At 64.4% G+C, this 23,794-nt stretch carries 26 protein-coding genes, 1 tRNA gene and 2 pseudogenes; 14 read left to right on the top strand and 15 right to left on the bottom strand.

The features are described from left to right. Positions 1-109: 109 nt before the first annotated feature. Both ACVWYP_RS25880 and ACVWYP_RS25875 read left to right on the top strand, forming a co-directional pair. Entirely contained in the window at positions 110-1,495 is a 1,386-nt protein-coding gene (locus ACVWYP_RS25880; protein ID WP_304495352.1) for a hypothetical protein, read from the top strand. 94 nt (positions 1,496-1,589) lie between these two features. After that, the gene (locus ACVWYP_RS25875) at positions 1,590-1,970 is read left to right on the top strand and encodes a hypothetical protein (RefSeq protein ID WP_018271584.1); all 381 of its coding nucleotides are present in this window, start codon (positions 1,590-1,592) and stop codon (positions 1,968-1,970) included. Here the strand turns inward: ACVWYP_RS25875 and ACVWYP_RS25870 are convergent. Beyond that, entirely contained in the window at positions 1,930-3,558 is a 1,629-nt protein-coding gene (locus ACVWYP_RS25870) for a glycoside hydrolase family 17 protein (protein WP_304495351.1), read from the bottom strand. The two genes, ACVWYP_RS25875 and ACVWYP_RS25870, sit on opposite strands and share 41 nt — an antisense overlap. Before the next feature lie 245 nt (positions 3,559-3,803). On the opposite strand from ACVWYP_RS25870, the gene ACVWYP_RS25865 reads away from it, so the two are divergent. From ACVWYP_RS25865 to ACVWYP_RS25855, 3 genes are all read left to right on the top strand, one after another. Further along, positions 3,804-4,412, top strand: coding sequence for a beta-1-3, beta-1-6-glucan biosynthesis protein (locus ACVWYP_RS25865; RefSeq protein ID WP_304495350.1), 609 nt, complete (start codon positions 3,804-3,806; stop codon positions 4,410-4,412). Between the two features lie 193 nt (positions 4,413-4,605). Beyond that, the gene (locus ACVWYP_RS25860; protein WP_304495349.1) at positions 4,606-7,455 is read left to right on the top strand and encodes a glycosyltransferase; all 2,850 of its coding nucleotides are present in this window, start codon (positions 4,606-4,608) and stop codon (positions 7,453-7,455) included. 194 nt (positions 7,456-7,649) lie between these two features. Then, positions 7,650-7,725: transfer RNA gene (locus ACVWYP_RS25855), tRNA-Lys, on the top strand. Here the strand turns inward: ACVWYP_RS25855 and ACVWYP_RS25850 are convergent. From ACVWYP_RS25850 to ACVWYP_RS25840, 3 genes and pseudogenes are all read right to left on the bottom strand, one after another. Continuing rightward, positions 7,720-8,127, bottom strand: coding sequence for a hypothetical protein (locus ACVWYP_RS25850; protein WP_304495342.1), 408 nt, complete (start codon positions 8,125-8,127; stop codon positions 7,720-7,722). The genes ACVWYP_RS25855 and ACVWYP_RS25850 overlap by 6 nt on opposite strands. Before the next feature lie 274 nt (positions 8,128-8,401). After that, positions 8,402-8,629: pseudogene (gene istB, locus ACVWYP_RS25845) on the bottom strand (IS21-like element ISBj11 family helper ATPase IstB); the annotation flags it as partial. Next, a pseudogene (locus tag ACVWYP_RS25840) lies at positions 8,626-9,723 on the bottom strand (IS21 family transposase); the annotation flags it as partial. The pseudogenes istB and ACVWYP_RS25840, both read right to left, overlap by 4 nt. 209 nt (positions 9,724-9,932) lie before the next feature. Between ACVWYP_RS25840 and ACVWYP_RS25835 the strand changes: the two are divergent. Continuing rightward, positions 9,933-10,064 (top strand): hypothetical protein, encoded by a 132-nt coding sequence (locus tag ACVWYP_RS25835; protein WP_259243485.1) that lies wholly within the window; start codon positions 9,933-9,935, stop codon positions 10,062-10,064. A 366-nt stretch (positions 10,065-10,430) separates the two neighbouring features. Here ACVWYP_RS25835 and ACVWYP_RS25830 read toward each other — a convergent pair whose 3' ends face one another. The 6 genes from ACVWYP_RS25830 to ACVWYP_RS25805 all read right to left on the bottom strand — a co-directional run bounded on the left by ACVWYP_RS25830 (position 10,431) and on the right by ACVWYP_RS25805 (position 13,670). Next, a complete protein-coding gene (locus ACVWYP_RS25830; RefSeq protein WP_304495341.1) occupies positions 10,431-10,736 on the bottom strand; it encodes a hypothetical protein in 306 nt (101 codons plus the stop codon). A gap of 76 nt (positions 10,737-10,812) precedes the next feature. Beyond that, a complete protein-coding gene (locus ACVWYP_RS25825; protein ID WP_304495340.1) occupies positions 10,813-11,718 on the bottom strand; it encodes a ribonuclease Z in 906 nt (301 codons plus the stop codon). Between the two features lie 215 nt (positions 11,719-11,933). Continuing rightward, entirely contained in the window at positions 11,934-12,128 is a 195-nt protein-coding gene (locus ACVWYP_RS25820) for a hypothetical protein (RefSeq protein WP_016846119.1), read from the bottom strand. Between the two features lie 525 nt (positions 12,129-12,653). Next, the gene (locus tag ACVWYP_RS25815; RefSeq protein ID WP_304495339.1) at positions 12,654-13,124 is read right to left on the bottom strand and encodes a hypothetical protein; all 471 of its coding nucleotides are present in this window, start codon (positions 13,122-13,124) and stop codon (positions 12,654-12,656) included. Between the two features lie 35 nt (positions 13,125-13,159). Then, positions 13,160-13,321, bottom strand: a complete 162-nt coding sequence (locus ACVWYP_RS25810) for a hypothetical protein (protein ID WP_304495338.1) — start codon at positions 13,319-13,321, stop codon at positions 13,160-13,162. A gap of 88 nt (positions 13,322-13,409) precedes the next feature. Next, positions 13,410-13,670 carry a DUF3551 domain-containing protein gene (locus tag ACVWYP_RS25805; RefSeq protein ID WP_028340725.1) on the bottom strand — a complete coding sequence of 87 codons (261 nt, stop codon included), beginning with the start codon at positions 13,668-13,670 and terminating at the stop codon, positions 13,410-13,412. Positions 13,671-14,011: 341 nt separating this feature from the next. Here ACVWYP_RS25805 and ACVWYP_RS25800 point away from each other — a divergent pair, with 341 nt between their 5' ends. Continuing rightward, positions 14,012-14,803, top strand: coding sequence for an anthrax toxin lethal factor-related metalloendopeptidase (locus ACVWYP_RS25800; RefSeq protein ID WP_304495337.1), 792 nt, complete (start codon positions 14,012-14,014; stop codon positions 14,801-14,803). A 156-nt stretch (positions 14,804-14,959) separates the two neighbouring features. On the opposite strand, the gene ACVWYP_RS25795 is transcribed toward ACVWYP_RS25800, so the two are convergent. Together ACVWYP_RS25795 and ACVWYP_RS25790 are read right to left on the bottom strand one after the other, a co-directional pair. Beyond that, positions 14,960-15,811, bottom strand: a complete 852-nt coding sequence (locus tag ACVWYP_RS25795) for a 3-hydroxybutyryl-CoA dehydrogenase (RefSeq protein WP_304495336.1) — start codon at positions 15,809-15,811, stop codon at positions 14,960-14,962. 137 nt (positions 15,812-15,948) lie between these two features. Then, a complete protein-coding gene (locus ACVWYP_RS25790) occupies positions 15,949-16,140 on the bottom strand; it encodes a hypothetical protein (protein ID WP_304495335.1) in 192 nt (63 codons plus the stop codon). Between the two features lie 606 nt (positions 16,141-16,746). On the opposite strand from ACVWYP_RS25790, the gene ACVWYP_RS25785 reads away from it, so the two are divergent. The 6 genes from ACVWYP_RS25785 (at position 16,747) to ACVWYP_RS25760 (ending at position 20,714) form a co-directional block, all read left to right on the top strand. Then, complete coding sequence (locus ACVWYP_RS25785) at positions 16,747-16,962, top strand: hypothetical protein (protein WP_028340727.1); 216 nt, start codon at positions 16,747-16,749, stop codon at positions 16,960-16,962. Between the two features lie 128 nt (positions 16,963-17,090). Continuing rightward, entirely contained in the window at positions 17,091-17,348 is a 258-nt protein-coding gene (locus ACVWYP_RS25780; protein ID WP_028340728.1) for a hypothetical protein, read from the top strand. 304 nt (positions 17,349-17,652) lie between these two features. After that, entirely contained in the window at positions 17,653-18,942 is a 1,290-nt protein-coding gene (locus ACVWYP_RS25775; protein ID WP_304495334.1) for a hemolysin family protein, read from the top strand. 121 nt (positions 18,943-19,063) lie between these two features. Then, positions 19,064-19,663, top strand: a complete 600-nt coding sequence (locus ACVWYP_RS25770) for a formyltransferase family protein (RefSeq protein ID WP_304495333.1) — start codon at positions 19,064-19,066, stop codon at positions 19,661-19,663. A 192-nt stretch (positions 19,664-19,855) separates the two neighbouring features. Next, on the top strand, positions 19,856-20,215 hold the full coding sequence (locus tag ACVWYP_RS25765) for a hypothetical protein (RefSeq protein WP_245288714.1): 360 nt from the start codon (positions 19,856-19,858) through the stop codon (positions 20,213-20,215). A gap of 121 nt (positions 20,216-20,336) precedes the next feature. Beyond that, entirely contained in the window at positions 20,337-20,714 is a 378-nt protein-coding gene (locus ACVWYP_RS25760; protein ID WP_155258496.1) for a hypothetical protein, read from the top strand. Between the two features lie 70 nt (positions 20,715-20,784). Here the strand turns inward: ACVWYP_RS25760 and ACVWYP_RS25755 are convergent, their stop codons facing one another. After that, the gene (locus ACVWYP_RS25755; RefSeq protein ID WP_038387136.1) at positions 20,785-21,183 is read right to left on the bottom strand and encodes a RidA family protein; all 399 of its coding nucleotides are present in this window, start codon (positions 21,181-21,183) and stop codon (positions 20,785-20,787) included. A gap of 232 nt (positions 21,184-21,415) precedes the next feature. Between ACVWYP_RS25755 and ACVWYP_RS25750 the strand changes: the two genes are divergently transcribed. Further along, entirely contained in the window at positions 21,416-22,291 is an 876-nt protein-coding gene (locus ACVWYP_RS25750; RefSeq protein ID WP_304495331.1) for a DMT family transporter, read from the top strand. Between the two features lie 87 nt (positions 22,292-22,378). Here the strand turns inward: ACVWYP_RS25750 and ACVWYP_RS25745 are convergent, their stop codons facing one another. Both ACVWYP_RS25745 and cysK read right to left on the bottom strand, forming a co-directional pair. After that, positions 22,379-22,618 (bottom strand): BrnA antitoxin family protein, encoded by a 240-nt coding sequence (locus tag ACVWYP_RS25745; protein WP_028340734.1) that lies wholly within the window; start codon positions 22,616-22,618, stop codon positions 22,379-22,381. 18 nt (positions 22,619-22,636) lie between these two features. After that, on the bottom strand, positions 22,637-23,611 hold the full coding sequence (gene cysK, locus ACVWYP_RS25740) for a cysteine synthase A (protein ID WP_304495330.1): 975 nt from the start codon (positions 23,609-23,611) through the stop codon (positions 22,637-22,639). Positions 23,612-23,794 lie beyond the last annotated feature (183 nt).

Below are 23,794 nucleotides of genomic sequence, written 5' to 3'. Positions count from 1 at the left end.
CAGAAGAAACCGATTCGCCTCCGTGGCGCTCCGGATTCAAGTTCCCGGTCCATTTCCTGTTAATCTTTGCCTCGTGATTCGGCGGGCCTTGAGGAGGGCAAAGCGGGCTTTGGCCAAAGATCGCGACAATCTGGCGGCGGAATTCGACACCGAGAGCACCACCGGCTTTTTGGCCGAGGAGGAAGCTCTGGATCGCCGCATGCTGTGGCGGCTCGGCTCGTGGGGCGTTGCCGCGGTCGGCGCCGTCACCGTCGCGGTGATGGCCAACCAATCGGCGTTGACGCTGCGGCGCGACCAGGTCGCCGCCGCGGACATTGCACGACAGGCCCAGCAGTTGCAGACGCTGGCGAAGGAGAGCCACAACGAGACGCGCCGGCTGGCCTCCGCGATCGATACGCTCAACGGCGACCGCGACCGGCTGTATTCGCGCGTCACCACGCTGGAGCAGGGTCTCGATTCCGTGACCGGCGCGATCGCCAAACAGCCGCCGGCACCAGCGGCGGCACCATCGCCCTTGGCGGCGGCGCCCGGTGCCTCGCCCGCAACCGCCAGTTCGTCCCCCGCAGCCTCCGCGCCAACCGTTGCCGCTGTCGCAACGACGCCGCCGGTCGCATTGGACAAGCCGGCGGCGATCGACAAGCTGCCTGCAGCCGGCGACAGCAAGGCGACTGGGCCGCTCGAGAAGCCGGTTGCGGCGGCCGAAAAGCCCGTGACGGCCGACAAGAAACCGGCGCTCGCGGCCGCCAAGCCGCAGGCCGCCGCGGAGAAGCCGCCAGCCTCCGACAATTCGCCGCCGAATTCCGCCTCCGCCGCATCGATCGCCAGTCCGATGAGCGCCGCGGCGGCCAGCGCCGAGGATGGACCCGCTGCGCCGGCGCCGATCGCGGACAAGCCGCCTGCCGACAAGCCGGTCCTGGCATCGCTCGATCCTGCAGCGAACAAGGCAACCGAAGCGGTCAAGCCGCCGACCGCCAACGATGTCACCGCCGCACCGATCCCTCCGCTGGTGATCACGGCGGATCCGGACTCCGAGGACGATGCGCCACAGGCACAGATCCACCGCACCGAGTTCGGCGTCGATCTCGGCACGGCCAATTCGGTCAATGGACTGCGCGCGCTGTGGCGCGGCCTGTTGAAATCGAAGGCCAACGCGCCGCTGGCGGCGCTGCGGCCGATCATCGTGATCAAGGAGAACAGCAACGGGCTCGGCATGCAGCTGCGCCTGGTGGCCGGACCGCTGAACGATGCCGGCACCGCCGCCAGGATCTGCGCGGGCCTCAACCTGGTGCAGCGGACCTGCGAGACGGCGATCTATGACGGACAGCGGCTCGCCCTCAACGAGCCGCCCGCCGGAGCCAAGCCGGCGCCATCGCATCGGCGGGCCGTGCCGAAGCGCGCCGTCGCACCGCCGCCGCCGCAGCAGCAGCCGGTCGCCGAGGACAAGAAGCCGGAGCCGACCACGATCTCCTCGATGTTCCGGCGGAACAGCCAATAATCATGCCAGCCAAGGGATTGCGGCCGGATTTTCAACCGATTTCGATGCTCCGACCTAGCTTGTCCCGCAACCCGATCCCGACCATAGTGCCGCGATGACAAAACCTCCGTTCCGCCTCTCCCCGTATCAGGTCCAGTTCCTGATGGTCGTGGGCTTCGTCACCGTCGGCTACGCGCTCTATGTGCGCTATCTGGCGATCGAGTTCTCTCCCGTTGCGCTGGCCTGCGACGCCGGCACGCAGACCATGCTCTGCAAGGCTCGCGCGCTGTCGACCGTACTGTTCAAGAACTCGGTGTTCGGGATCACCGCGCTGGTAATCGCGGTGCTCAACCTGACGCGGCCGTCGATCGTGCTGCTCACCGTCGGCTTGATCGCTGCGGGGCTCGGGATCGTGCTCTACAACGTCGTGCTGTCGGGGCTTGCGATCGGGCTGTTCATCCTGGGTTTTGCGCGGCCCGCGCCCGCCACAGCGTAGCGGCAAGCAAAAGGTACATCACGCAGGTCCAGTCCGACTGCCAGTTGATCGTACCCTCATTGTAGATCGTGTAGAGGGCGGCGATCGCCAACAGGCCGGCGAATACGGATTCCGCGAGCGGCCGGATACCTTCCTTCGGGCGATTGAGCATGGTCAGCAGCGCGAATGGCACCACCGCCATGGTCAGCGAGGCATACGGGAAATCGCGGTAGCGCGGATCGAAGGTGAAGCCGAGCGCGGTTTCGGCAGCAATCACCGTGGTGATGATCAGCACAATCGCCAGCACCGCGCCGATCACGCCCTTGCCGCGATAGTCGCGCGGCCCGATCAACTCCAGGAAGGTCGGCAGCGACCGCCCGGCGATCAGCGCATGCGCCGTCAGCAGTGGCGCGGCAATGCCCGCCGCGAGCAGCACGCCCCAATGCAGCCAGCCGCCGACGCCGTAGCTCTCGTAATACATCTTGTCGCCGGCAATCCCGAGCAGCGCCCCCGCCGTCGTCGCCGAAATGGCGACCGCGATCCAGGCCGACGGCCGCGGCGTCCAGGGCCGGCGGCGCAGCGTCAGCCAGGCCGCGAGGAAGGTGGCGACGGACAGCGCCATGCCGCCCGCCATCTGCAGCTTCCAGTCCGGATAGTTCGTGATAGCAACGCCGGGCGGATATTTCACCTGCCGCTTGACCGAATCGAACAGGCCCCAATTGCCGCCGACGGTGCCCTCGAGCTTGCGCTTCCAGGGCTGGTCATAGGCCTCGATCAGGTTGACGCGAAAGCCCTCGCGCTTGGCGAGGTCGAGGATCTCGGACACCACCCGCGCCTGGTTGGTGCGCGACGGCAGTGCGCCCTCCCGCATCCGCCCCTGGCTCGGCCAGCCTGTCTCGCCGATCAGGATCTCCTTGCCGGGGAATGTCACCGCCATCCGCTTGCGGATATCGTCGACATGCGCCGCGGCGTACTTCGCCTTGACCGGGATGTCCTCCCAATACGGCAGGATGTGAATGGTGACGAAATCGACCGCGTCATAAATCTCGCGGTTCTTCACCCAGTATTCCCAGACGTCGGCATAGGTGACGGGAAGATTGCCCGCCGCCGCCTTCACCGCGCGGATGTTGCCGGCAAGATCGTTGGCGGTCATCTCGCCGCGCAGCAGCACCTCGTTGCCGACGATCAGCGAAGTGACGACGCCGGGATACTCCTTGGCGAGCCGGACCGCGATCGCGATCTGCTGCAAATTCTTGAAACGGTTGCTGCTTAGCCAGATGCCCTGCATCACCTTCAGCCCGACCTTGGCCGCAACGCCGGGGACCTGGTCGAGGCCGTTCTCGATCGAATAGGTGCGCACGCAGTCGGTGACCTTCGCGAGATCGGTCAGATCCTGCTCGATCTGCTCGACTGGAATCTGCGTGGTGGGATCCAGCGGCGTCTGCGCGCCGCGGAACGGCGTATAGGATACGCATTGCAGCTTTGCAGCGGGATCGATCGGCGCGCGCACGAGCGTAATCGGCGTGGCGAGCCACCACCACACGGATGCAATCACGGCGAGCGAGATCAGGAGAAGCGCCAGCGGCGTACGAAGCGAAATCGGTTCCATCCTCCGGGGGACCGTCGAATTAGCCGGTCACAGCCCATCTGCCAAGAGCGGGATTAGGTCAATACCATGGTTGTCCTGCGACAGTTTTGCGCTGGGTCGATAAAGTTGTGAGTTTGCTGGACAAAATACCAAATTCCAGTCATGGGATTCCGCCAGAGTCTCCGCCGCACTGGAGACCTATTTGGACGGCATCACGCGAGCCGTTAGGATGATCCCGCGGGGGCAGGAACATTATCGGGGAATACATGCGTCGACGGCTGCTTGAGTTGAAGAACACTGCTTTGCGCCACCTTGCCATAACCGGCGTTGTCACAGGCCTTGCGCTCCTGACCGGGGCCGGCGGTGCTTTCGCCCAGAGCGGCACGCCCAATCCGCCCGACCAGGCCAAGCAGCAGCCTGGACAGGCCGACGCGAACGCCAATGCGGCGCGGGAGGCCAACCAGCGCAAGGTCGAGGAATTCGTCGAGGCCCAGCAGGCGATCAACGGCCCGGCCGGCAACCCGGAATGCGTCTGGCTCGGCCGCCGCGTCGTCCGCCTGATGTGGAACGACGACCTCGACACCGCGTTCCGCCATCTCGACCTCTACGATCGGTTCGGCTGCCCCGGCGGCCACGTCCAGGCGGCGTTCCGCTGCCTGACCCGGTTCGGCGCCCAGATCGACGACAAGGTCCGCGGCAGCCTCGACGGCCGTATCCACGCCTGCTGGATCAATCCGGGCGCGCAGCCCCAGGCCGCGGCGGCCGCTGCTCCGACCCCGGCGCCGGCGACGGCTGGCACCGCCGCACCGGCACCGGCAGCGTCGCCCTCGCCTGCACCGAGCCCGTCGGCGTCACCTGCGCCGGCGTCGAAATAGCCGTATCCGGCGACCGGGTCCGGCCGCGATTTTTTTCGCGGCTGGAACGGCTTGCGCCCTTAAAACGCCATCGCGGCACACCAGTTGTTAAATCGGATGGCGGAGATATCTTTCCCTCCGCCATCGTATTGGTCGAACCCAGGGGACGGGTTCGCTTAGTCCTCAATCTCAGGCCCCGTATGGTTTAACCGCGATGCGCGCCGTCGTCGCCGTCCTGTTGCTTGTCACCGCCGCCCACGCCGCCCTGTGGGGTCTCTTCCAGGAGAAGCAGTCGGCGCCCGATTTCCGTGGCACGCTGCCGAGCCTGTCCTACGCCCCGTTCGAGTCGGCTCACACGGTCGCTGACGTTGCCGCCGACACCGAGAAGGTGCGCACCGACCTGAAGAAGCTCTCCACGCTCACAAAAGCGGTCCGCCTCTATTCGTCGACGGAAGGCAACGAGCTGGTGCCGCCGGTCGCCGCCGAGTTCGGCATGAAGGTCACGGTTGGCGCGTGGATCGACAAGGACGCCAACCGCAACAACCGCGAGATCGAAGCCGCGATCAACCTGGCCAAGCGCAACAGCAATGTCATCGGCATCGTGGTCGGCAACGAAACCGTGTTCCGCGGCGAACAGGTGCCGCTGGAAAACCTTGGCTCGGTTCCGGAGATCGGCGTGCCGCCCGAGGAGTCCGAGCGCATCCTTCGCGAGGAAGCGCAGCGCCTTCACGACGCGGAAATGCAGCCGGATGAAAGCGGCAGCAGCGGCTTGAGCAAGCGCGCTGAAGCGATCAAGTGGGCAGTCGCCGAAAACAACGTGCACCGGCTGATCAAGGTGATCCAGCGGGTCAAGAAGTCGGTCAACGTTCCCGTCACGACCGGTGAAATCTGGAACATCTGGCGCGACCATCCGCAGCTCGCCAACTCGTCCGACTTCGTCGCCGCGCACGTGCTGCCCTATTGGGAAAACTTCACCGACAAGCAGGCGGTGGACCAGGCGGTCGACCGCTACAATTTGTTGCGCGACTCCTTCCCCGGCAAACGCATCCTGATCGCCGAATTCGGCTGGCCGAGCCAGGGCTACAATCTGCGCAGCGCCGTTCCCGGCCCGTTCCAGCAGGCCACGGTGCTGCGCAACTTCGTCACCCGCGCCGAAGCCATCGGCATGGACTACAACATCGTCGAGGCGATCGATCAGCCGTGGAAGTTCTTCGAAGGCGGCGTCGGACCCTATTGGGGCATCCTCAATGCCGACCGCGAGCCGAAGTTCGCCTGGACCGGTCCGGTCACCGATCCGAACTACTGGAAGATCGCGCTGGTCGCTGTCCTCGTCGGCCTGTTCATGTCGCTGCCGATCCTGCGGCTGGACCAGCCGACCGTGATGCAGGCGCTGCTGCTGTCGGCCGCGGCCAACGGTGTGGGCGCATGGGTCGCAACCGTGTTCTCGTACTGGACCACGCACTACTTCGTCTGGGGTTCGGCCTTCGCGCTCAGCCTCGGCCTGGTGCTGCTGGTTCCGCTGGTCCTAATCGCGATGGCGCGGATCGAGGAGATCGCGGCGGTGGCGTTCGGCCGAGGCCCGCGCCGGCTGATCGGCAAGAGCGCGCCGCTTGCGCCCGCCACGATCGGCGAGAACGTGAAGTTTCCGAAGGTCTCGATCCACATCCCGGCCTATTTCGAGCCGGTCGAGATGCTGAAGCAGACGCTCGATGCGGTGTCGCGGCTCGACTATCCGAACTTCGAGTGCGTCTGCATCATCAACAACACGCCCGATCCCGACTTCTGGCGGCCGATCCAGGACCACTGCCGCCTGCTCGGCGAGCGCTTCAAGTTCATCAATGCCGAGAAGGTGCAGGGCTTCAAGGCCGGCGCGCTGCGCATCGCGATGGACCGCACCGCGGCGGATGCCGAGATCATCGGCATCATCGACGCCGACTATGTCGTGCATCCGGACTGGCTGAAGGATCTCGTGCCGCCGTTCGCCGATCCGCGCGTCGGCCTCGTGCAGGCGCCGCAGGAGCATCGCGACGGCGACCGCTCGCTGATGCACTACATCATGAACGGAGAATATGCCGGGTTCTTCGACATCGGCATGGTCCAGCGCAACGAGTTCAACGCCATCATCGTGCACGGCACGATGTGCCTGATCCGCCGCGCCGCGATGGACAAGGCCGGTGGCTGGTCCAGCGATACGATCTGCGAGGACACCGATCTCGGCCTCTCGATCCAGCAGCAGGGCTGGCTCACGCACTACACCAATGTGCGTTACGGCGAAGGCCTGCTGCCCGACACCTACGAGGCCTTCAAGAAGCAGCGCCACCGCTGGGCCTATGGCGGCTTCCAGATCGTTAAAAAGCATTGGCGGCGCTTCCTGCCTGGCGCCAGCCGGCTGACGCCCGATCAGCGCCGCGAGTTCTCGCTGGGCTGGCTCAACTGGCTCGGCGCCGAGAGCCTCGGCGTCGTGGTGGCGATCCTCAATCTGATCTGGGTGCCGATCGTCGCCTTCGCCGACATCGCGATCCCCGACAAGATTTTGACGCTGCCGATCATCGCATCCTTCATCGTCTCGCTGGTGCATTTCGTCGCGCTCTACCGGCTGCGCGTGAACATCAAGGCCGGGCAGATGCTCGGGGCCATGATCGCGGCGATGAGCGTGCAGTGGACGGTGTCGCGCGCGGTGGCGCAGGGCCTGATCACCGAGCATCTCGCGTTCGCCCGCACCTCCAAGGGCGGCCTGTCGCGGATGTCGATCGAGTTTCAGGCGTTCTGGGAAGCCGTGATCGGCGTGTTGCTGCTGATCGGCGCCGTCGTGCTGGTCGTCACCAATGGCTACAAGCAGGTGCGCGAGATCTACATCTTCGCCGGCGTCCTGGTGCTGCAGAGCCTGCCATTCCTGGCGGCGGTCTCCATCGCGATCCTGGAGAATTCGCGGATCAACGAGTTCGCATTCTGGCGCAACAGCGCGATCCGCACCGCGGAACTGATCGGGTTGCGCCCGGTCAGCCTGCCCTCGGTCGCCGCCCCGTCGCAGCCGGTCGGCTCGGAAATCCGCCGTGACAACTAGCGGCGGATCTAGCCGACTTCAAGAAACGGCCCTAACCGCAGGCGCCGGAACGGCAAATCCGGCGCAGCGGTGCACAATTGACCGCCCCTCGGCTATTGACCCGATGGGCCCTGCCCCCTACACAGCGCGGGCTGGAGCACGATCCCGAGATGCGGGTTAACCCGCTGACGTCCGGATCCGCTGTTCAGGTGAGTGAGCGCGTAGCTCAGGCGGTAGAGCACGTGACTTTTAATCATGGGGTCGAGGGTTCGAGTCCCTCCGCGCTCACCAAACAAATTCAGATACTGAAGCCAGAAATACAGCCTCCAAGCCGGTTTCAAAGTTTCGTCTTGCACATGCGTTGCACACAGTAGTGCGGCAATGACGATAGCCCTCATGGTGCTCGGCGCAGCTGCCGCAGGCGCCGGTGCTATTCATGGCCGCCCGGCCCCTGGCGCCGGTTCTTCTTCTTAATTTTGTGTGAACCAAGCCACAGTTGTTCGGCGTGATCTTTAGTAGGTTTTCGGCGCTGGGGATTTCAGGGCCCAGAGGCTGGAAGAACAGGGCGCCGCCGGGACAAACCATTTCGGGCCCGGCGGCGTAATTTTTCGGAATGGTCACCGCAACCCCGATGCTCGGATCAGACGCATTCGGACGCCAACGGCTCGTTGCTCTCCCTGTCGCGGTCATCATGCTCGGCGTCGCCCACGTCGAGCCCGCCTGCGGTTCTCAGGACCGGTCGGCGGCGGGTGTATTGCGGCATAGGCCTTGCTCTTTACGTGGCGCAGGGAATTTCAGTGTCCCGGTTCAGGAACAAGCTGTCGCCGGATGTGTCTTTTGGAGACGACCAGCTGGATTCATTGGGAGGTATCGTTGAGATACGCAGCGCCCCTACCGTCAAGGTTTATCGTTCGGAGAGGAAGCACCGACTGGATGGTCTATGATCGAGAGCTCAAGGGGCCAGCGCAGTCTTTCCGGTGGGCAGCCGCGCCTCGACGAGATGGCGCTCGATGCGGCGACGGCTGCGTTCAGCGATCTCGTGCTCTGCAATGGTGGCGAGGAAGCGCGCCGCCGGCCAGCCTTCCTTATCGGACTGCTCGGCAAATTGCGGCCACAGCACCTTGATGGCGGGCAGCCGCAGCTCGTTGAGCAACAGATTGAGGCGCGCGGTGTCGACTACGTTGGTTGTGCTCATGCGGCACCTCCGATCTCGGCAGTACCGATGAGGCATTCATAGGTGGCGAGCGGTGCGAGGCGCACCACGACGTTCGGCATCTGGGCGGGATCCGGGGCGAAGTGAGTACGTAGCCGGTTGAGGTCGGGCAGCCGGCCGTCGTTCAGGTCGGCCGTGAGCTGATCGGCGAGTTCGGCCTCGCAACCGCGCTCATGGGCGAGTGCGAGGAGATCGACCATGATCCGGCAGGCCTTCTTGTCCGGTAAGCGTTTGCGCAAGACGTCGAAGGCTCGGCGGTAAGCTTCCCGGGGGAACAGCTGGTCGCGGTAGACCAGGTTGAGGAGCGCCATCGGCTTGCGCCGCAAGGAATGGATCACGTGCCGATAATCGACGACCTGATCGTGCTTGCCATTGGGATGCGGCCGCCCGCGCGGCAAGGTGAGGAGATGCGTGCCGCCGACAAACACGTCGAGGTGATCGTCATACAGGCGCACCCGCAGCCGATGGCCGATCAAGCGCGACGGCACCGTGTAGAACACCTTGCGCAAGGTGAAGCCGCCGGACGATGTCACGTGGACGATCACCTCTTCATAGTCCGACGTGCGGCGGTCCGGCAGATCCTGAAGTGCGGTACGTTCGCTGTCGATCCGCTTGGCGTTGCGGGCATTGCGGCGGCTGACGATCTCATCGATGAAGCCACGATAGGCAGCGAGATCGTCGAAGTCGGCGGTGCCACGCAGCAACAGCGCGTCGCCGACCGCCCGCTTGAGATGGCCATGCGAACTCTCGATCGCCCCGTTCTCGTGGGCGATGCCACGATTGTTGCGGGAGGGGCGCATGCCGTAATGGGCACAGAGGTCTTCGTATCGCCGCGTCAGATCGTCTTTGGCGTCGCGGTCGAGATTGCAAAAGGCGGCCGACAGGCTGTCGGTGCGATGCTCCCGTGGCGCTCCACCGAGTGACCACAAGGCATTCTGCAGGCCTTCGGCCAGAGCGATGAAGCTCTCACCGCCGAGCACGACATGGGCGTGCTCAAACCCGGAATAGGCCAGCCGGAAGTGATAGAGACGATGGTCGGCGGCACGCCCGCGATCGCCCACGTCGAGCCCGCCTGCGGTTCTCAGGACCGGTCGGCGGCGGGTGTATTGCGGCATAGGCCTTGCTCTTTACGTGGCGCAGGGAATTTCAGTGTCCCGGTTCAGGAACAAGCTGTCGCCGGATGTGTCTTTTGGAGACGACCAGCTGGATTCATTGGGAGGTATCGTTGAGATACGCAGCGCCCCTACCGTCAAGGTTTATCGTTCGGAGAGGAAGCACCGACTGGATGGTCTATGATCGAGAGCTCAAGGGGCCAGCGCAGTTGAAGAAAGACGGCCGCTTCGCCGAGAAGCTGACGAAGGAACAGGCCGAACACATCAAGCAGGCATTGACTGACGCCCTGAAACCCGAGCCGTAGGCAGAGCTAGCTCGAATACCCCGATCGGTGACGACACAAACCGCGAACAGATGACATCTGTGTTACCTCGTAAGGTATATGAACAGAGTTGGGCAAAGCGAACGAGGCGCGGCAAAACCGCGGCGCATCAGTGGAGCAAATTAGGCCGTTGCGGAATTCAGCCTTGACTACCGGCCATTTAGTCGAGCCACCGCGCGTCGCCGCAGAGGAACGATCAGTGAACAGCTCAAAGGCATAGCGGAAGCCGCCCGCGCCGGTGAAGGCCACCTGCGCACCAAGGGGAGCGCGAACGCATGATGCCGAAAGCGCACGAAGCTCAGCGGGCAATTCGGAGCGAACATTCGGAACGCTGCAAGAGTTCAGCCATCAAGCCAACGGCAACTCGCCTTGACCGCCTGTCCAGTCGATGATGTCGATCTGGAGTCCTCGCTTCAACATCTCGGCCTCGAGACTGCCGGCATGCCGTTTCCATTCGAGCGTTGCGCGGACGCGGAATCTTGGATCTTCGCCGGCTGCCTCGAATTGGTCGTCGGCCTTGAGCGCACCGCGGACGGCCTCGTACATCATCTTCAGGCTGGCGTCGCTGAAGGCGCCGTAGTCCATCGGTGGTCTCCCTTGGCACTGTGACACGCAAAAGGCCGCCACGTAGTCACTCGTGGCGGCCTTCTGCAAGCGGCCCATCCAGACGGCCTGGGACGACGTTGCGTGAGTCGGGTTAATGAAACGTTGTTCGTGCGGCGGCGCGCACTCAGACAGCGATGCGGTCGAAGTCGATGGCTATCCGGCTGTTCGGGAAAATCCTCGTCGCCTCCGCCAGAATGTCCTCGTCCGGGTAGCGGCCGGAGATGTGCGTGAGGATGAGCTGCTTGACCCCGCTCCGCGCCGCAAGCGCGGCGGCTTCGCTGGCGGTCAAATGCCCGTAGTCGCGCGCGATGGCTGCGTCACGCTCGAGAAACGTCGCTTCGATCACCAGCACATCGGCGTCCCTGACGTGGTCAGCCAGACCATCGGTCGTTTCGGCATCACCGACGATGACGAGCTTCTTCCGCCCTTCAGCCGGGCCAAGCACCTGCTCTGGATCGATGGTACGACCGTCGTCCAACTTCACCTGCCGTCCCTCCGCCAGCGCCCGCCGAACGGGCCCATCGGGCACGCGCAGCGCGAGGAGCTGGTCCGGGAGGAGATGCCGGCGCATCGCGCTCTGAAAGGAGAAAGCGAAGCTGTCCGTATCCCGGTGGCGGACCGGAAAGCAATCGATGGTGAATTCGCCGGCGTCGAGGACTCGCCCCTCGCTCAACGGCACCAGATCAAGCGGGATCGGCGCTCTGCCCTCGCTCCAAAGCCCTGCCAGCATGCGGACGACGACATCGAGCGCGCCGGGCCCGGCATGAATCGTCATCGCATCCGAGCTTTGCCGCAACCGGAGGGTCGAAAACAGCCCGGGGATGCCGAGCACATGATCGAAATGCCCGTGGGTCAGCAACAGGCGATCAAGCCGTCGAAAGCCGGCGCCACTCCGCAGCAGCTGGCGCTGCGTTCCCTCGCCGCAATCGACCAGAATACGACTGCCGGCTGCCTCGACGAGGATGCCCGGGTGATTGCGCTCGGGAGACGGCACGCTTGCCGACGTTCCCAGAAAAGTCAGCGAGAACATCGCAGCACCTCGCCTTCCGACTGCCGACGGCGCCATGCCGCCGAGACCGCGCAATCTGATGGCAGCGTCGCCCGGTGTGTTCAAGCATTTCGATTCCGACGACGTGGGACCAAAGCGTCCCGAAGCCGGCGGCTTAAAGGGCAAGCCGCATCTGCGCCATCGGGATCGGTTGTCGTGACCGGCGCACGCGGCGCCCTTGTCGCGCCCTCAACCGGTCACAGCCTCAAACATCGAAACAGCTGCGCGAGCGCGGTGTTGGCGGATTGCGCGCGCCGCTCGACGATTTCGGCCGCAGCGGCATAGTTGCGCGCCAGGATCTGGAGCGCGCGGCGAGCATCCGGCAGCGTGGATTGCTCCGCCATCTCCAGGCACTGATGCTCGAAATATCTGAGCTCCTCAAGTTCGGTCATTCGCGAATCGTCCGATCGGTTCCTGCATTTTCGAACTCAGTGCGCCAGCGACCTAGTGAAAGTTTGGCAAGTTTGTTGCGGGGGTCGGGCAATCTGGTCGGAGTGTTTCTGGACGCACGATTTGATCATCACCGCTCCGTGACCGATGCGAGGGTGAGCTGCGCGGATCGACAAGCGCGTGCAATCGTTTCACAATGCGGCGGTCTCGCTTGGCGAGCTTTGGAACATGCGCGGTTGATGCGGTATCGAATTGGCTTTGTTGGACCGATGAGGAAACGCGATTGGGCTTTCGTGGCGGCCTGTGTGGCAGGCGCACTGCTGTTCGGCGTCTGGAGTTTCCAGATGGGTATCGCGTTTCATCGATCCCAGCACGGCGCGACCGACCTCTCCAGTTCGCATCGGCGGAGCCAGGACGGCGCGTCCGCGCGCAGCCCGGCCCGGCTCCAGGCGGATGACGGCGATCAGCAGGCCGGACAGCCGCGATAGGCGCCGCGATCGCGTTCGTCACCACCACATCGTGTCCGACTAGGCCCAAGCCAGGCCTGCCATGCCGGCGGCGCCATCGTCATCTGTCTTGGCATGCGTGAGCCGCCTGCGGCGCGGACTGTCCTTGGCACGACGGTGACGAACGCCAAACCTGTGCAGCGCCATCGGCACATGCCGCATCACGCCGCGGACGAGATCGATGGCCTGCCTGACGACGGCCACCACCGTCGCAACGCGGGTAAAGAAGCCGATCAGGAAGATCATCGAGAAGATGTCGATATAGGCCAGCACATCGCCAACCAGCATCAGCTCGGGAGGAAGCGGAATCCGGTGCCAATAGGCGCCGATCACGATGGCAACCGGGATCAGCGCGATCAGCTTCCGTAACGTCAGCCGATCGAGCAAGGCGGCGAGCTCAACGACCAGGATCTGCCACAGCCAATCGCCAAGCGCGGCCGGCTTGTCGATCGTCCAAGTTTGCCATGACCGCTGCCACAAACGCTGCCACATCGCCGCTCCGCCTCCCCTTGCGCGCAATACCGGCGCTACGGCTTCGACGACGCCTCGCTGCTGCCTTCGTTTGCGGCGCCTTGCGCATCAGCCGGATCGGCCGATGGAAAGATGCGCTCATAGTTCGCACGCGCCTCGCGGATCAGACGCGCGCGCTCGCGTTCGGACTTCGAGATGAACCTGATGATCTCGCCCATGTTCGCTCCAACGCAGAAAAAATGATCCGACCGTCAGCTATGCAACCATCGTGCCCGACGATCGCTTGGCCCGACCTCCTCGCACCGCTCAGCGGAACGCCCGCGGCGCCATCCGCTGCTGGCTGAAGGCAACGCGCGGATTGATGCCGCAATAGGCGTCGCGGCCCGACGCGGATGCCTGGCACTGCTGATAGGTCTGGTAGCCGCAATAGCCGGGATATCCCTCCTGCCGGCCCTGGATGCACCAGGGATACTCATAGGGATCGGCCGCCGCAGGCGACGCGGAACCGACAATCCAGCTCGTTCCGAGCGCCGCGAACGCCAGAATTGCCCAATTCGTCCTGCGCATGATCGTGTTTCCTTGCTCAATCGGCACCCAGCCGCTGATCTAGGTACGCCGGCAAGATCTGCGAGGTTTCCGGGCACCGCCTCAAGAAGCTGTGACGATGGTTCAAAGCCCGGTCGCGGCACGGTGAGGACCGGCCGACCGGTCATCGGCCCTCGCGGCCTCCAGACCCTGCTGGCCCGCTGCCCGCCGGGCCACCCCAGCGCATGTAGTTAACCGACGCCTAATCGAGGATGCGCGGTTGAAATGTACGATTTAAGCGCGCCGCAAGGCGGCTGCCCTAGTCTCCCGCGCGGCTCAATGGACGACGACACCCGGAGAGGCTCGTCGCACGGGGGATAATCATGCGCAGCGCGCTCATTGCTTCAATGATCCTGTCACTTGCGGTCGGGCCGGCCGTTGCCGGACCACGAACGTCGGGGTCGTCCGAGGCGGCACCGGCCAGCGTCGAGAAATATCGCGGCTACGTCTTCGATCTTTCCGAGAACGCCGACCGCAAGGACGTCACCAGCATCGCCGATATGGTCCGCCGCCAGCTCGACGTCGTGGAAACCGCAGGCTTCAGCCCCAAGGTGCTGCAGTTCTTCCATCGCGTGCCGATCGTTGCCAGCGAGATGGCGTGTCTCGACGAAGGCGCGGCGGCGGCCTGCTATGGCTTGACGCCACCGGAATGGGACCGCGGCACGACGCGCGACGTCACCATCTGGGATCACGACAAGCAGCAATGGACCAATTCGGATCCGCTCGCGCTTGCGCTCGATTCCGGCATCGGCATCATCAGGATGCGTCCGAACATGATGCGCTACGCGAAGGAGCCGGTGCTGCTGCACGAATTCCTTCATGCCTATCACGCCCGGCTGTTGCCGAACGGCTATGAGAACAAGGGCATCAAGGCTTTCCTCAGCCAGGCGAAGTCGAAGGAGCTGTTCGCCAAGGACGCCTACGCACTGAAGAACCAGCAGGAGTTCTTCGCGGTGACAGCGAGCATCTTCCTGGCCGGCAAGGATTCCGAGCACGAACCCTATACGCGCGCCACGCTGAAGGAGAAGATGCCGGACTACTACAAGTATCTCGTCGGCCTGTTCGGCGCCGATCCCGAGGAAACCAGCGTCACGCCGGTCGCATCGGCCGACTGAGCCCGGTATCCCACAAAAAAACGAGGCCCGGTGTGCCTAGGAGACCGGGCCTCGTTTCTGATGTCCCCCGCCTCGTGGCGGATCAGGTGTTGTCGATACGCGACCTTGTCCGCGCGATCCATCCCGGATGATTACGGGGTCAGGCGCGCGCCGGCCTCACTTGCTGTAGCTGTAGAACCCCTGCCCGGTCTTGCGGCCGAGATGGCCGGCATCGACCATCTCCTTCAGCAGCGGCGCCGGCCGGTATTTGGGGTCGTTGAAGCCGGTGTAGAACACCTCCATCACCGACAGCATGGTGTCGAGCCCGATCAGATCGGCGAGCGCGAGGGGGCCGATCGGATGATTGCAGCCGAGTTTCATGCCGGCATCGATCTCCTCGGCGGTGGCAATGCCTTCCTGCAGCGCGAAGATCGCCTCGTTGATCATCGGGCAGAGGATGCGGTTCACCGCAAAGCCGGGGCTGTTCTTCGCCGTGATCGCGACCTTGCCGACCCGCTTGGCGAAGGCTTCGGCCTTGGCGACGGTGTCGTCCGAGGTCTGCAAGCCCCGGATCAATTCGAGCAGCGCCATCACCGGCACCGGATTGAAGAAATGCATCCCGATGAAGCGGTCGGGACGATCAGTCGAGGCCGCAAGGCGAGTGATCGAGATCGACGAGGTGTTGGTTGCGACCAGCGCGCTCGGCTTCAGCCCCGCACAGAGATCCTTCAGGATCTTGATCTTCAGCTCCTCGTTCTCGGTCGCGGCTTCGATCACGAGATCGCAGGCGGCGAGCTTGGCCTTGTCGGTGGTCGCGTTGATGCGCCCGAGCGTCGCGTCGCGGTCGGCCGCGGTCATCTTCTCCTTGGCGACCAGCCGCTCGAGACTGCTCCCGACCGTTTTCAGGCCGCGCTGGACCGCCGCGTCGGAGATATCCACCATGGTCACGCCGAGGCCTGCCGCCGCGCAGATCTGCGCGATGCCGTTGCCCATGGTCCCGGCGCCGATAATGCCAACCGTCTCAATCATCGCGTTCGTCCCTCGTCGCTTGCGCGGCCGCGCGGCCGCATCGTCAAAAACGGCGGACCGAAGGGGTCCGCGGATGGCGCATGAATAGCAGTCCGGCCGCGCGGCCGATACAGTGGAAGCCGGTATTCCGGTGGGGTCTATTCGGGGCGCGGCGGGTGCGGCCGCCGTGGCGGAACGGCCGGCCGCGGCGGCAATTGGGTGCGCGGTGGTTCGGCCGCGCGCGACGGTTCGAGCACGCGGTTAAGTCGTACAATCCACCAGGCCAGCTGTCCGTAGCTGCGGCGCAGCGCCGATCCGAATCCCTCGTCGATGTCCTGATCACGATCCATACCCCTATCATTAACGTGCATCCTTGAAGGAACGGTGAGCGCCATCACGTGCAGCGCCGGCAATCGTTAGCAACCTGGCAACCATCCACGCGCAGGCTCTACGCGGGTGCCGGTAGTCTCCCGGATTGCACCGGGAAGTCTCCGCGCTGCAACATCGCGGTGCCGGTCCGACTCGCATTTTGTTGATCGAATTTTCCGCCGAGCGCCGCGACATAAGGACATTAGACGACGAGGGCTACGCCCATGCTTGCCGAGAAATTCATTCTGTTGCTCGAGACATTGCTTAACGGCCAGACCCATTCCGACGGAAGTCCCCGCGTGGTGAGCACCTCGCCCCACATTCCGGTGAAGCTTCCCGGTGGAAGCCAACCGCAAGGCAGCCTGCCTCGCTAGGCTCCTACTGCCCGCAGGTTAGGTCGCCGCGAGATTCTCAAGGGCGTCGCAGCCACGTCGCTGCGGAATGCTGGTCGCGACATTTGTCTCCGCCAGTTTTTCCTGTCGTGACGCACGAAGCCATTTGGACGGCGCAACCCCTCGCCCGTGATCCAGCTCATAGGTGGTGAAGCCGAGCCACGCTACACCCTCCGGCAACGACGTGGTGCCGCCGTGGACGATAAGACCGACAGCAAGACCGATTTCGGAAGCATCGCCGTCGCAATCTGCGTCGCCGCCTACATCGCGATCATGCTGGCCTATCTCGCCCAATACGATCTCGGCCTGACCGCCGCGCAGACGCGTCATCTCTCGATGCTGGCAGCGCTGTTCCTCGCGCTGCCGGTCGCGCTGGATTTGCTGCGCACCGGACCCGGCGACGCTCGCTGACGCGGACACGAACGCGCCCGCCGCCGCCGATCTCCCCTGCCGCAAACACGCCTGCGCAACATAGCGCTAGGTGAAGCGACGCGAATCAGCGTTACTTTGCAACTGATCGCTTCGTGGGATTTGGCGGCATGACCCAGCCCGACGTGTTTGATCAGAAGGTTCTGGATCAGAACATTCGCGAACTGCAGGAATGGCTGCGCAGGGCCTGGCAGCAACTCGCGGACCCCTCGCTCACCGCCTTCTCTCGCCGCGAATTGCGCAACCAGATGAAGCAATGCAACGCCGATTTGCGCGTGCAACTGCAGGCCGCCTCCAAACGAATGCTGGTGCAGCCCGCCTCATCGGGCAGGACGTTCGCCAAGCCGGCGCTGCGGATCCTCGCCTAGAGCACGATCCGGAAACGTGCGAAGCGGCTTTCCCTCGCGACAAACGCAGGGCGTTTGCGCGGAGATCATGCTCAAACAATGGGCTGAAGCGCGATGACGATTCAACCCAATCTCATCGCGCCTCAGCGTTTGTCTGGCTGTCACACATGCCAGCGCGCCAAAATGCCGCGATCTCCTGCTGCATGCTGGCCATACGCACCCTCTGCTTGTGCAGGGACGCCCGACAAGGCACAGCAAAACCGCTCCGGTATGCCTATATTGGGCGTCGTGTAGCGGCCAATGCCGCCAATGTTTAGGGACTCCCGTGTTATATCTGGAACTTGCGATCGTGGCGGTCTTGATCGTCGTCAACGGTCTGTTGTCGATGTCGGAGCTCGCGATCGTCTCCTCCCGTCCGGCGCGCCTTGCGGCGCTGGTCGAACGAGGCGTCAGCGGTTCGCGCCGCGCACTTGCACTGGCCTCCGATCCCGGCAAGTTCCTCTCCACGGTGCAGATCGGCATCACGCTGATCGGCGTGCTGTCGGGCGCCTTCTCGGGCGCAACGCTTGGTCAGCGTCTGACCCAATGGTTGCTTGAGCTCGGGGTGTCCGCAGGCATCGCCGACGCGGCCGGCGTCGGCCTCGTCGTCGGCGTGATCACCTATGCCTCGCTGATCGTCGGCGAGCTGGTGCCGAAGCAGATCGCATTGCGCGATCCCGAGTCGATCGCGGTCAAGGTCGCTCCGGCCATGACCATGATGGCGCGGCTGTCGCTGCCGCTAGTGTGGCTGCTCGACCGTTCCGGCAAGCTGCTGCTGTGGGTGCTCGGCCATCGCGAGGATGCACAGGACCGCATCAGCGAGGACGAGATCAAGACGTTGGTGGTGGAGGCCGAGAACGCCGGTGTGCTCGAGCCCGGCGAAAAGGAGATGATCGCCGGCGTGATGCGGCTCGGCGATCTTCCGGTCGGCGCGGTGATGACACCGCGCCACGAGGTCAGCCTGATCGACCTTGCCGCCCCCGCGGCCGAGATCCTGGCGACGCTGCAAAAGAGCAGTCACTCGCGCTGCGTGGTGTTCGACGGCAACCGCGATCATGCGCTGGGCATCGTGCAGGCCAAGGACGTGCTCGACGTCTACCTCGCGGGCCAGACACCCGACATCCGCGCGCTGACGCGCGATGCGCCGATCATTCCGGAGACCGTCGACGCCCGCGACGTGGTCGCGATCCTGCGCGACTCCAGAGTGCATATCGGCCTCGTCCACGACGAGTACGGCACCTTCCAGGGCGTCGTGACCAGCGCCGACATCCTCGAGGCCATCGTCGGCGCCTTCCACACCGAGGAAGGCCCGGCCGAGCCCGCCTATGTCCGGCGCGCCGACGGCTCCTATCTGATCTCGGGCTGGATGCCGGCGCTGGAATTCAGCGAACTGCTCGGCATCGCGCTGCCATCGCCGCGGCCGTACCAGACCGCGGCCGGCTTCCTGCTGCATGAATTCGGCGCGATCCCCGATGTCGGCGCGAAAACCGCCGCGCAGGGCTGGGAATTCGAGATCGTCGACCTCGACGGCCGGCGCATCGACAAGGTTTTGGCCAGCAAGCAGCCGGCGGCCTGACATTTGCCACCCGGCCGTCCTGTTGATAAGCGGCAAGACAGCGAAACAGGCGGCCGCGGTGTGCTATCGGCATAGCCGCGGCCCGAGCAATCCCCGAATAAACCCCACGGAATAGATCCCCATGCGCATTACCCTCGTCGGTTCCCGCCATTTCGGCGTGACGACCCTGAACATGCTGCGCGAACACCACGTCACGCTGGTCAGGGTGGTCGTGCATGACGGTGAGGACCGGCTGGCGGCAGCGGCCAGGGCGGCCGGCATCGAGGTCGTTGTCCAGGCCGATCCCAAGCTGGTGACGGCCGCCGAGATTGCGCCGGATACCGACCTGATCGTGACCGCCCACAGCCACGCCCGGGTCAGCAGGGAGGCGCTTGCCGCGTCCAGGCTCGGCGGCATCGGATACCACCCGTCACTGCTGCCGCGCCACCGCGGCATCGCGGCGGTGGAATGGACCATCAAGGAAGGCGATCCGATCGCCGGCGGCAGCATCTATCACCTCGCCGACCGCATGGACGCCGGCGCGATCGCCGCGCAGGACTGGGTGTTCGTCAAGAAAGGCGAGACCGCCCGCGAGCTGTGGGAGCGCGCGCTGGCGCCGCTCGGTTTGCGTCTGCTCGCCCAGGTCATCGACTATGGCAAGGTCAACGGCGCGCTGCCGGCCAAGGTCCAGGATGAGCAGTTTGCGACCAAGGCGCCGAATCTGAGCCCTGGCAAACACTAATCCGAGCTAGAGTATATAAATACCTCGTTCGGAAAAGCCACGCTCGGATTTTCCGTTCCTGATCCGGAACCGAATTCACTATGATGTGTTTGAGTTCACAGGAACATTTGGGGACCCCGCGACGCAGCAAATTTTGAACACATTGTGACAGGATAAGCCGCGTCATCACACGAAATTACAGGGATTTGATTCATGCGTTCGATCCGCATTCGCGACCTGATTTTGGTCACTACGGTCGCTTCGGCCGCCGCCCTCACCGCTGCTCCCGTCTCCGCTCAGCAGCCTTATGACGGCCTTTGGAACGTCACCGTCGTCACCAAGACCGGCAGTTGCGAACCGTCGCAGAGCTCGACCGTGACCGTCGCTGAAGGAAAGATCTCGGCCCAGGGCGCGGCGATCTCCGGCACCGTCGGCAGCGGGGGACTTGTGCGAGTCTCGATCAATGGTGCATATGCGAACGGACAACTCAGTGGCAACTCCGGATCGGGGAAGTGGAATGGGGCATCAGCTGGCGTACCGTGCAGCGGCCGATGGGAAGCGTCCCGTCAGTAAGATCACCAGCCTATCAAGTTTCTTCGCCATCGCGCGGCGGCCAGCATTTGCAGCCGCCGCGTTTTTCGTGACAGCACTCGCAAGCACCACGGGCCATGCCCAGTCCGGCCCGTTCGCCGGCATGGCAGGCACCTGGTCGGGCGCCGGCTCGGTCATGCTGGATGACGGCTCCAGCGAGCGCATCCGCTGCCGCGCCACTTATCACGTCGGTGGGCCCCGCATGACCATGAGCCTCACCTGCGCCAGCGACGCCTACAAGTTCAACCTGGCGGCCGATGTGCAGGCCGAAGGCAGCGCGGTCAGCGGCAATTGGAGCGAGTCCAGCCGCAATGTCAGCGGCTCGTTGCAGGGTCGCGGCGGCGGCGGCAACTTCCAGGTCGTTGCCAGCGCTCCCGGCTTCAATGCCGACATCTCGATGCGCACCACCGGCAACAAGCAGGCGGTCACGATCAGGGCCGACAGCCAGTTCCGCGGCGCCAGCATCGTGCTGTCGAAGTAATCGATCCGCGCTCCAACGTGCAAAGCCCTCGGGTCATCCCCGAGGGCTTTTTGTTTACTCCCCAGCGGTGCTATGCCGCAGGCACGAATGCCGTGACCTCGATCTCGACCTTGGCGCGCTGATCGACCAGCCCGCCGATATAGAGCAGCGTCGACGGCGGGAAATTACGCCCGAGCGTCTCCTTCCACGCCGCGCCGATACCGGCGCCCGCGGCCTCATATTCGCTGCGACTGGTCAGGTACCAGGTCAGGCGGACAATGTGCTCGGGGCCGGCACCGGCTTCGTTCAACAGTTTGATGATGCGCTTCAGCGCGGTGCCGACCTGGGCGGCCATGTCGGGGGCGTAGTCGCCCTTCTCGTCGCCGCCGGTCTGCCCCGCCAGCACGATCCACTTGCCGGGCGCGTCGAACGCGACACCGTGCGAGAAGCCGCGGGGTTTCGACCATTCGGCCGGTTGCAAAACACGCATGAGCAGATCCTCCTTTATGGCGTTCGTCATTCCGGGATGGCTCGCAGAGCCAGACCCGGAATCTCGAGATCCCGGGTTCGCCCGTTTCACGTGCGCCCCGGGATGACAGCGTAGTCGATGCTGCTTAGCAGAGATCACGTGGGTGACGCATCACCGCGCAGGCAGAATTGCGCGTTGCAAATTCATGGCAGCTCGCCGATACCGGGCACCCCTCCTCCGCTCGTTCCCCGTCATGGATCGCACGCCCTCAAAGACCCGCGCAGCATTGTGGATGTCCGGCTGGCTCGCGCTGATGCTGATCGTGGCGGTGGCCGGCCGCGAGGCGACGCGCGAGGTCAATGTCTTCCAGCTGATGGCCGTTCGCGGCGTGCTCGGCTTCGCGATGCTCTATCCGCTGATCCACATGAACGGCGGGTTTGCGATCGTGAAGACCGCACGGGTGCACGTCCATATCGCGCGCAACCTGATCCATTTTTGCGCGCAGCTTGGCTGGTTCTTTGCGCTGACATTGATCCCGATCGGCCAGGTGGTTGCGATCGAGTTCACGATGCCGATCTGGACCGCGATCCTTGCGGCGAGCTTTCTCGGCGAGCGGATGACGGCGTGGAAGATCGTCGCGATCGTGCTTGGCCTTGTCGGCGTATTCGTGATCGTGCGGCCGGCGGCCGGCGCGATCAATCCGGGCCAGCTGATCGCGCTTGCCGCGGCGGTCGGCTTCGGCATCTCGGTCGCCGTGGTCAAGTCGCTGACGCGGACCGAGCAGACGCTGACGATCATGTTCTGGATGCTGGTGGTGCAATCGCTCGCGAGCATCGGGCCTGCCCTCTACGTCTGGACCTGGCCGCCGCTCTCGACCTGGGGCTGGCTCGTCGTGATCGCGTTCTGCGGCACCTTCTCGCACTATTGCATGGCGCGCGCCCTGCTCCACGCCGACGCGACTGTCGTGATCCCGATGGATTTCGTCCGCGTGCCGCTGACGGCGATCGCCGGCTGGCTGATCTATGCCGAAAGGCTCGATGTCTACACGGTGCTGGGCGCGGCCATGATCCTGGCGGGCAACCTCATGAACCTGAAACCAACCGCAAGGAAGCCGGCGCGCGCAAGGTGACGCCCGCGCCGTGCGCGCGTAGCGCCGCCGCGCCCTGCCAGCCAAAGGCCCGGGGATCATCCCGGGCCTCCTGGTTTCGAAAGCGCGTTACTTTCCGGCGGCCTTGCGCAGCGCCGCGTTGATGCGGTCCTGCCACCCGGGGCCGCCCGCCTGGAAATACTCCAGCACGTCCTGATCGATCCGCAGCGTGACTGGCTCGCGGACGCCGGGGACAGCGACGGTCTTTGGCACCGCGTCCGCGACCTTGGTGGTGGCGCGCTTGAACGCCGCCTCGGCTTCGCTGCGGGCATCGCTCAGGGTTCGCGGTCGCCTCGGCTGGTCGGCCATATGTTGGATTCCTGTGTCTCAGATTCCTTCAAACAGTACCGTGGAGAGATAGCGCTCCGAGAATGACGGCACAATCGCCAGAATGGTTTTGCCGGCCGCTTCCGGCCGCTTGCCGATCTGCAAGGCGGCTGCGATCGCGGCGCCCGACGAGATACCGCCGGGGATGCCTTCGTTGCGCGCCAGCTCGCGCGCGGTCTCGATCGCGGTCGCGCTGTTGACCTTGACGATCTCGTCGATCACGGAGCGGTCGAGGATGTCAGGGATGAAGCCTGCGCCGATGCCCTGGATCTTGTGCGGCGTGTGCTGGCCGCCCGACAGCACCGGGCTCTCTTCCGGCTCCACCGCGACGACGCGCAATGACGGCTTGCGCGGCTTCAGCACCTGGCCAACGCCCGTGATGGTGCCGCCGGTGCCGACGCCGGCGACGAAGTAATCGATGTTGCCGCCGGTGTCGTTCCAGATCTCCTCGGCGGTGGTGCGGCGATGGATCTCGGGATTGGCGAGGTTCTTAAACTGCTGCGGCATGACAGCGTTGGGCGTCGTGCGCACCAATTCTTCCGCGGTCGCGATCGAGCCCTTCATGCCCTGCGCGGCCGGCGTCAGCACAATCTCCGCGCCGAGAAAGGCCAGCATCCGCCGCCGCTCGATCGACATCGATTCCGGCATGACGAGCTTGAGCCGATAGCCGCGCGAGGCCGCGACATAGGCAAGCGCAATCCCGGTGTTGCCCGAGGTCGGCTCGATCAGCACGGTGTCGGCATTGATGATGCCGGCCTTCTCCATCGCCACGATCATCGCCGCGCCGATGCGGTCTTTCACGCTGGCCGCCGGATTGAAGTATTCCAGCTTGGCGAGGATCGTCGCGTTGATGCCAGCCGCCTGCGGCAATCTGCGCAGCCGCACGGTCGGCGTAGAGCCGATCGCATCGACGATGGAGTCAAAGACGCGGCCGCGTCCGGGTTGCACTGCACTCGTTGTCGACGGCGCGTCCATCAAGCGGCTCCTGTAGCGGGATGTGCTGGAAATATGCGGTCTTGTCTCATTAGAAGCAGCGCATCATGACGTGCAAGTGAGAAACCGCCGTGGCGCGAATTCGTTGCATCGCAAAAAAAGAACCTACGCAAATAACGTAAAACCTACGCATTTGTGTTGCGACATGGTCAAACAAATGCGTTT

Source organism: Bradyrhizobium sp. USDA 3262, from assembly GCF_054060035.1.
This window is presented reverse-complemented; position numbering and strand designations above follow the sequence as displayed.

Coding starts and splice junctions, on each gene's coding strand:
- ACVWYP_RS25875 (WP_018271584.1), top strand. CDS start 1,590: ATGACAAAACCTCCGTTCCGCCTCTCCCCGTATCAGGTCCAGTTCCTG.
- ACVWYP_RS25870 (WP_304495351.1), bottom strand. CDS start 3,558: ATGGAACCGATTTCGCTTCGTACGCCGCTGGCGCTTCTCCTGATCTCG.
- ACVWYP_RS25865 (WP_304495350.1), top strand. CDS start 3,804: ATGCGTCGACGGCTGCTTGAGTTGAAGAACACTGCTTTGCGCCACCTT.
- ACVWYP_RS25860 (WP_304495349.1), top strand. CDS start 4,606: ATGCGCGCCGTCGTCGCCGTCCTGTTGCTTGTCACCGCCGCCCACGCC.
- ACVWYP_RS25850 (WP_304495342.1), bottom strand. CDS start 8,127: ATGATGACCGCGACAGGGAGAGCAACGAGCCGTTGGCGTCCGAATGCG.
- ACVWYP_RS25835 (WP_259243485.1), top strand. CDS start 9,933: ATGGTCTATGATCGAGAGCTCAAGGGGCCAGCGCAGTTGAAGAAAGAC.
- ACVWYP_RS25825 (WP_304495340.1), bottom strand. CDS start 11,718: ATGTTCTCGCTGACTTTTCTGGGAACGTCGGCAAGCGTGCCGTCTCCC.
- ACVWYP_RS25820 (WP_016846119.1), bottom strand. CDS start 12,128: ATGACCGAACTTGAGGAGCTCAGATATTTCGAGCATCAGTGCCTGGAG.
- ACVWYP_RS25815 (WP_304495339.1), bottom strand. CDS start 13,124: ATGTGGCAGCGTTTGTGGCAGCGGTCATGGCAAACTTGGACGATCGAC.
- ACVWYP_RS25810 (WP_304495338.1), bottom strand. CDS start 13,321: ATGGGCGAGATCATCAGGTTCATCTCGAAGTCCGAACGCGAGCGCGCG.
- ACVWYP_RS25805 (WP_028340725.1), bottom strand. CDS start 13,670: ATGCGCAGGACGAATTGGGCAATTCTGGCGTTCGCGGCGCTCGGAACG.
- ACVWYP_RS25800 (WP_304495337.1), top strand. CDS start 14,012: ATGCGCAGCGCGCTCATTGCTTCAATGATCCTGTCACTTGCGGTCGGG.
- ACVWYP_RS25795 (WP_304495336.1), bottom strand. CDS start 15,811: ATGATTGAGACGGTTGGCATTATCGGCGCCGGGACCATGGGCAACGGC.
- ACVWYP_RS25790 (WP_304495335.1), bottom strand. CDS start 16,140: ATGGATCGTGATCAGGACATCGACGAGGGATTCGGATCGGCGCTGCGC.
- ACVWYP_RS25780 (WP_028340728.1), top strand. CDS start 17,091: ATGACCCAGCCCGACGTGTTTGATCAGAAGGTTCTGGATCAGAACATT.
- ACVWYP_RS25770 (WP_304495333.1), top strand. CDS start 19,064: ATGCGCATTACCCTCGTCGGTTCCCGCCATTTCGGCGTGACGACCCTG.
- ACVWYP_RS25765 (WP_245288714.1), top strand. CDS start 19,856: ATGCGTTCGATCCGCATTCGCGACCTGATTTTGGTCACTACGGTCGCT.
- ACVWYP_RS25760 (WP_155258496.1), top strand. CDS start 20,337: ATGGCAGGCACCTGGTCGGGCGCCGGCTCGGTCATGCTGGATGACGGC.
- ACVWYP_RS25755 (WP_038387136.1), bottom strand. CDS start 21,183: ATGCGTGTTTTGCAACCGGCCGAATGGTCGAAACCCCGCGGCTTCTCG.
- ACVWYP_RS25750 (WP_304495331.1), top strand. CDS start 21,416: ATGGATCGCACGCCCTCAAAGACCCGCGCAGCATTGTGGATGTCCGGC.
- ACVWYP_RS25745 (WP_028340734.1), bottom strand. CDS start 22,618: ATGGCCGACCAGCCGAGGCGACCGCGAACCCTGAGCGATGCCCGCAGC.
- cysK (WP_304495330.1), bottom strand. CDS start 23,611: ATGGACGCGCCGTCGACAACGAGTGCAGTGCAACCCGGACGCGGCCGC.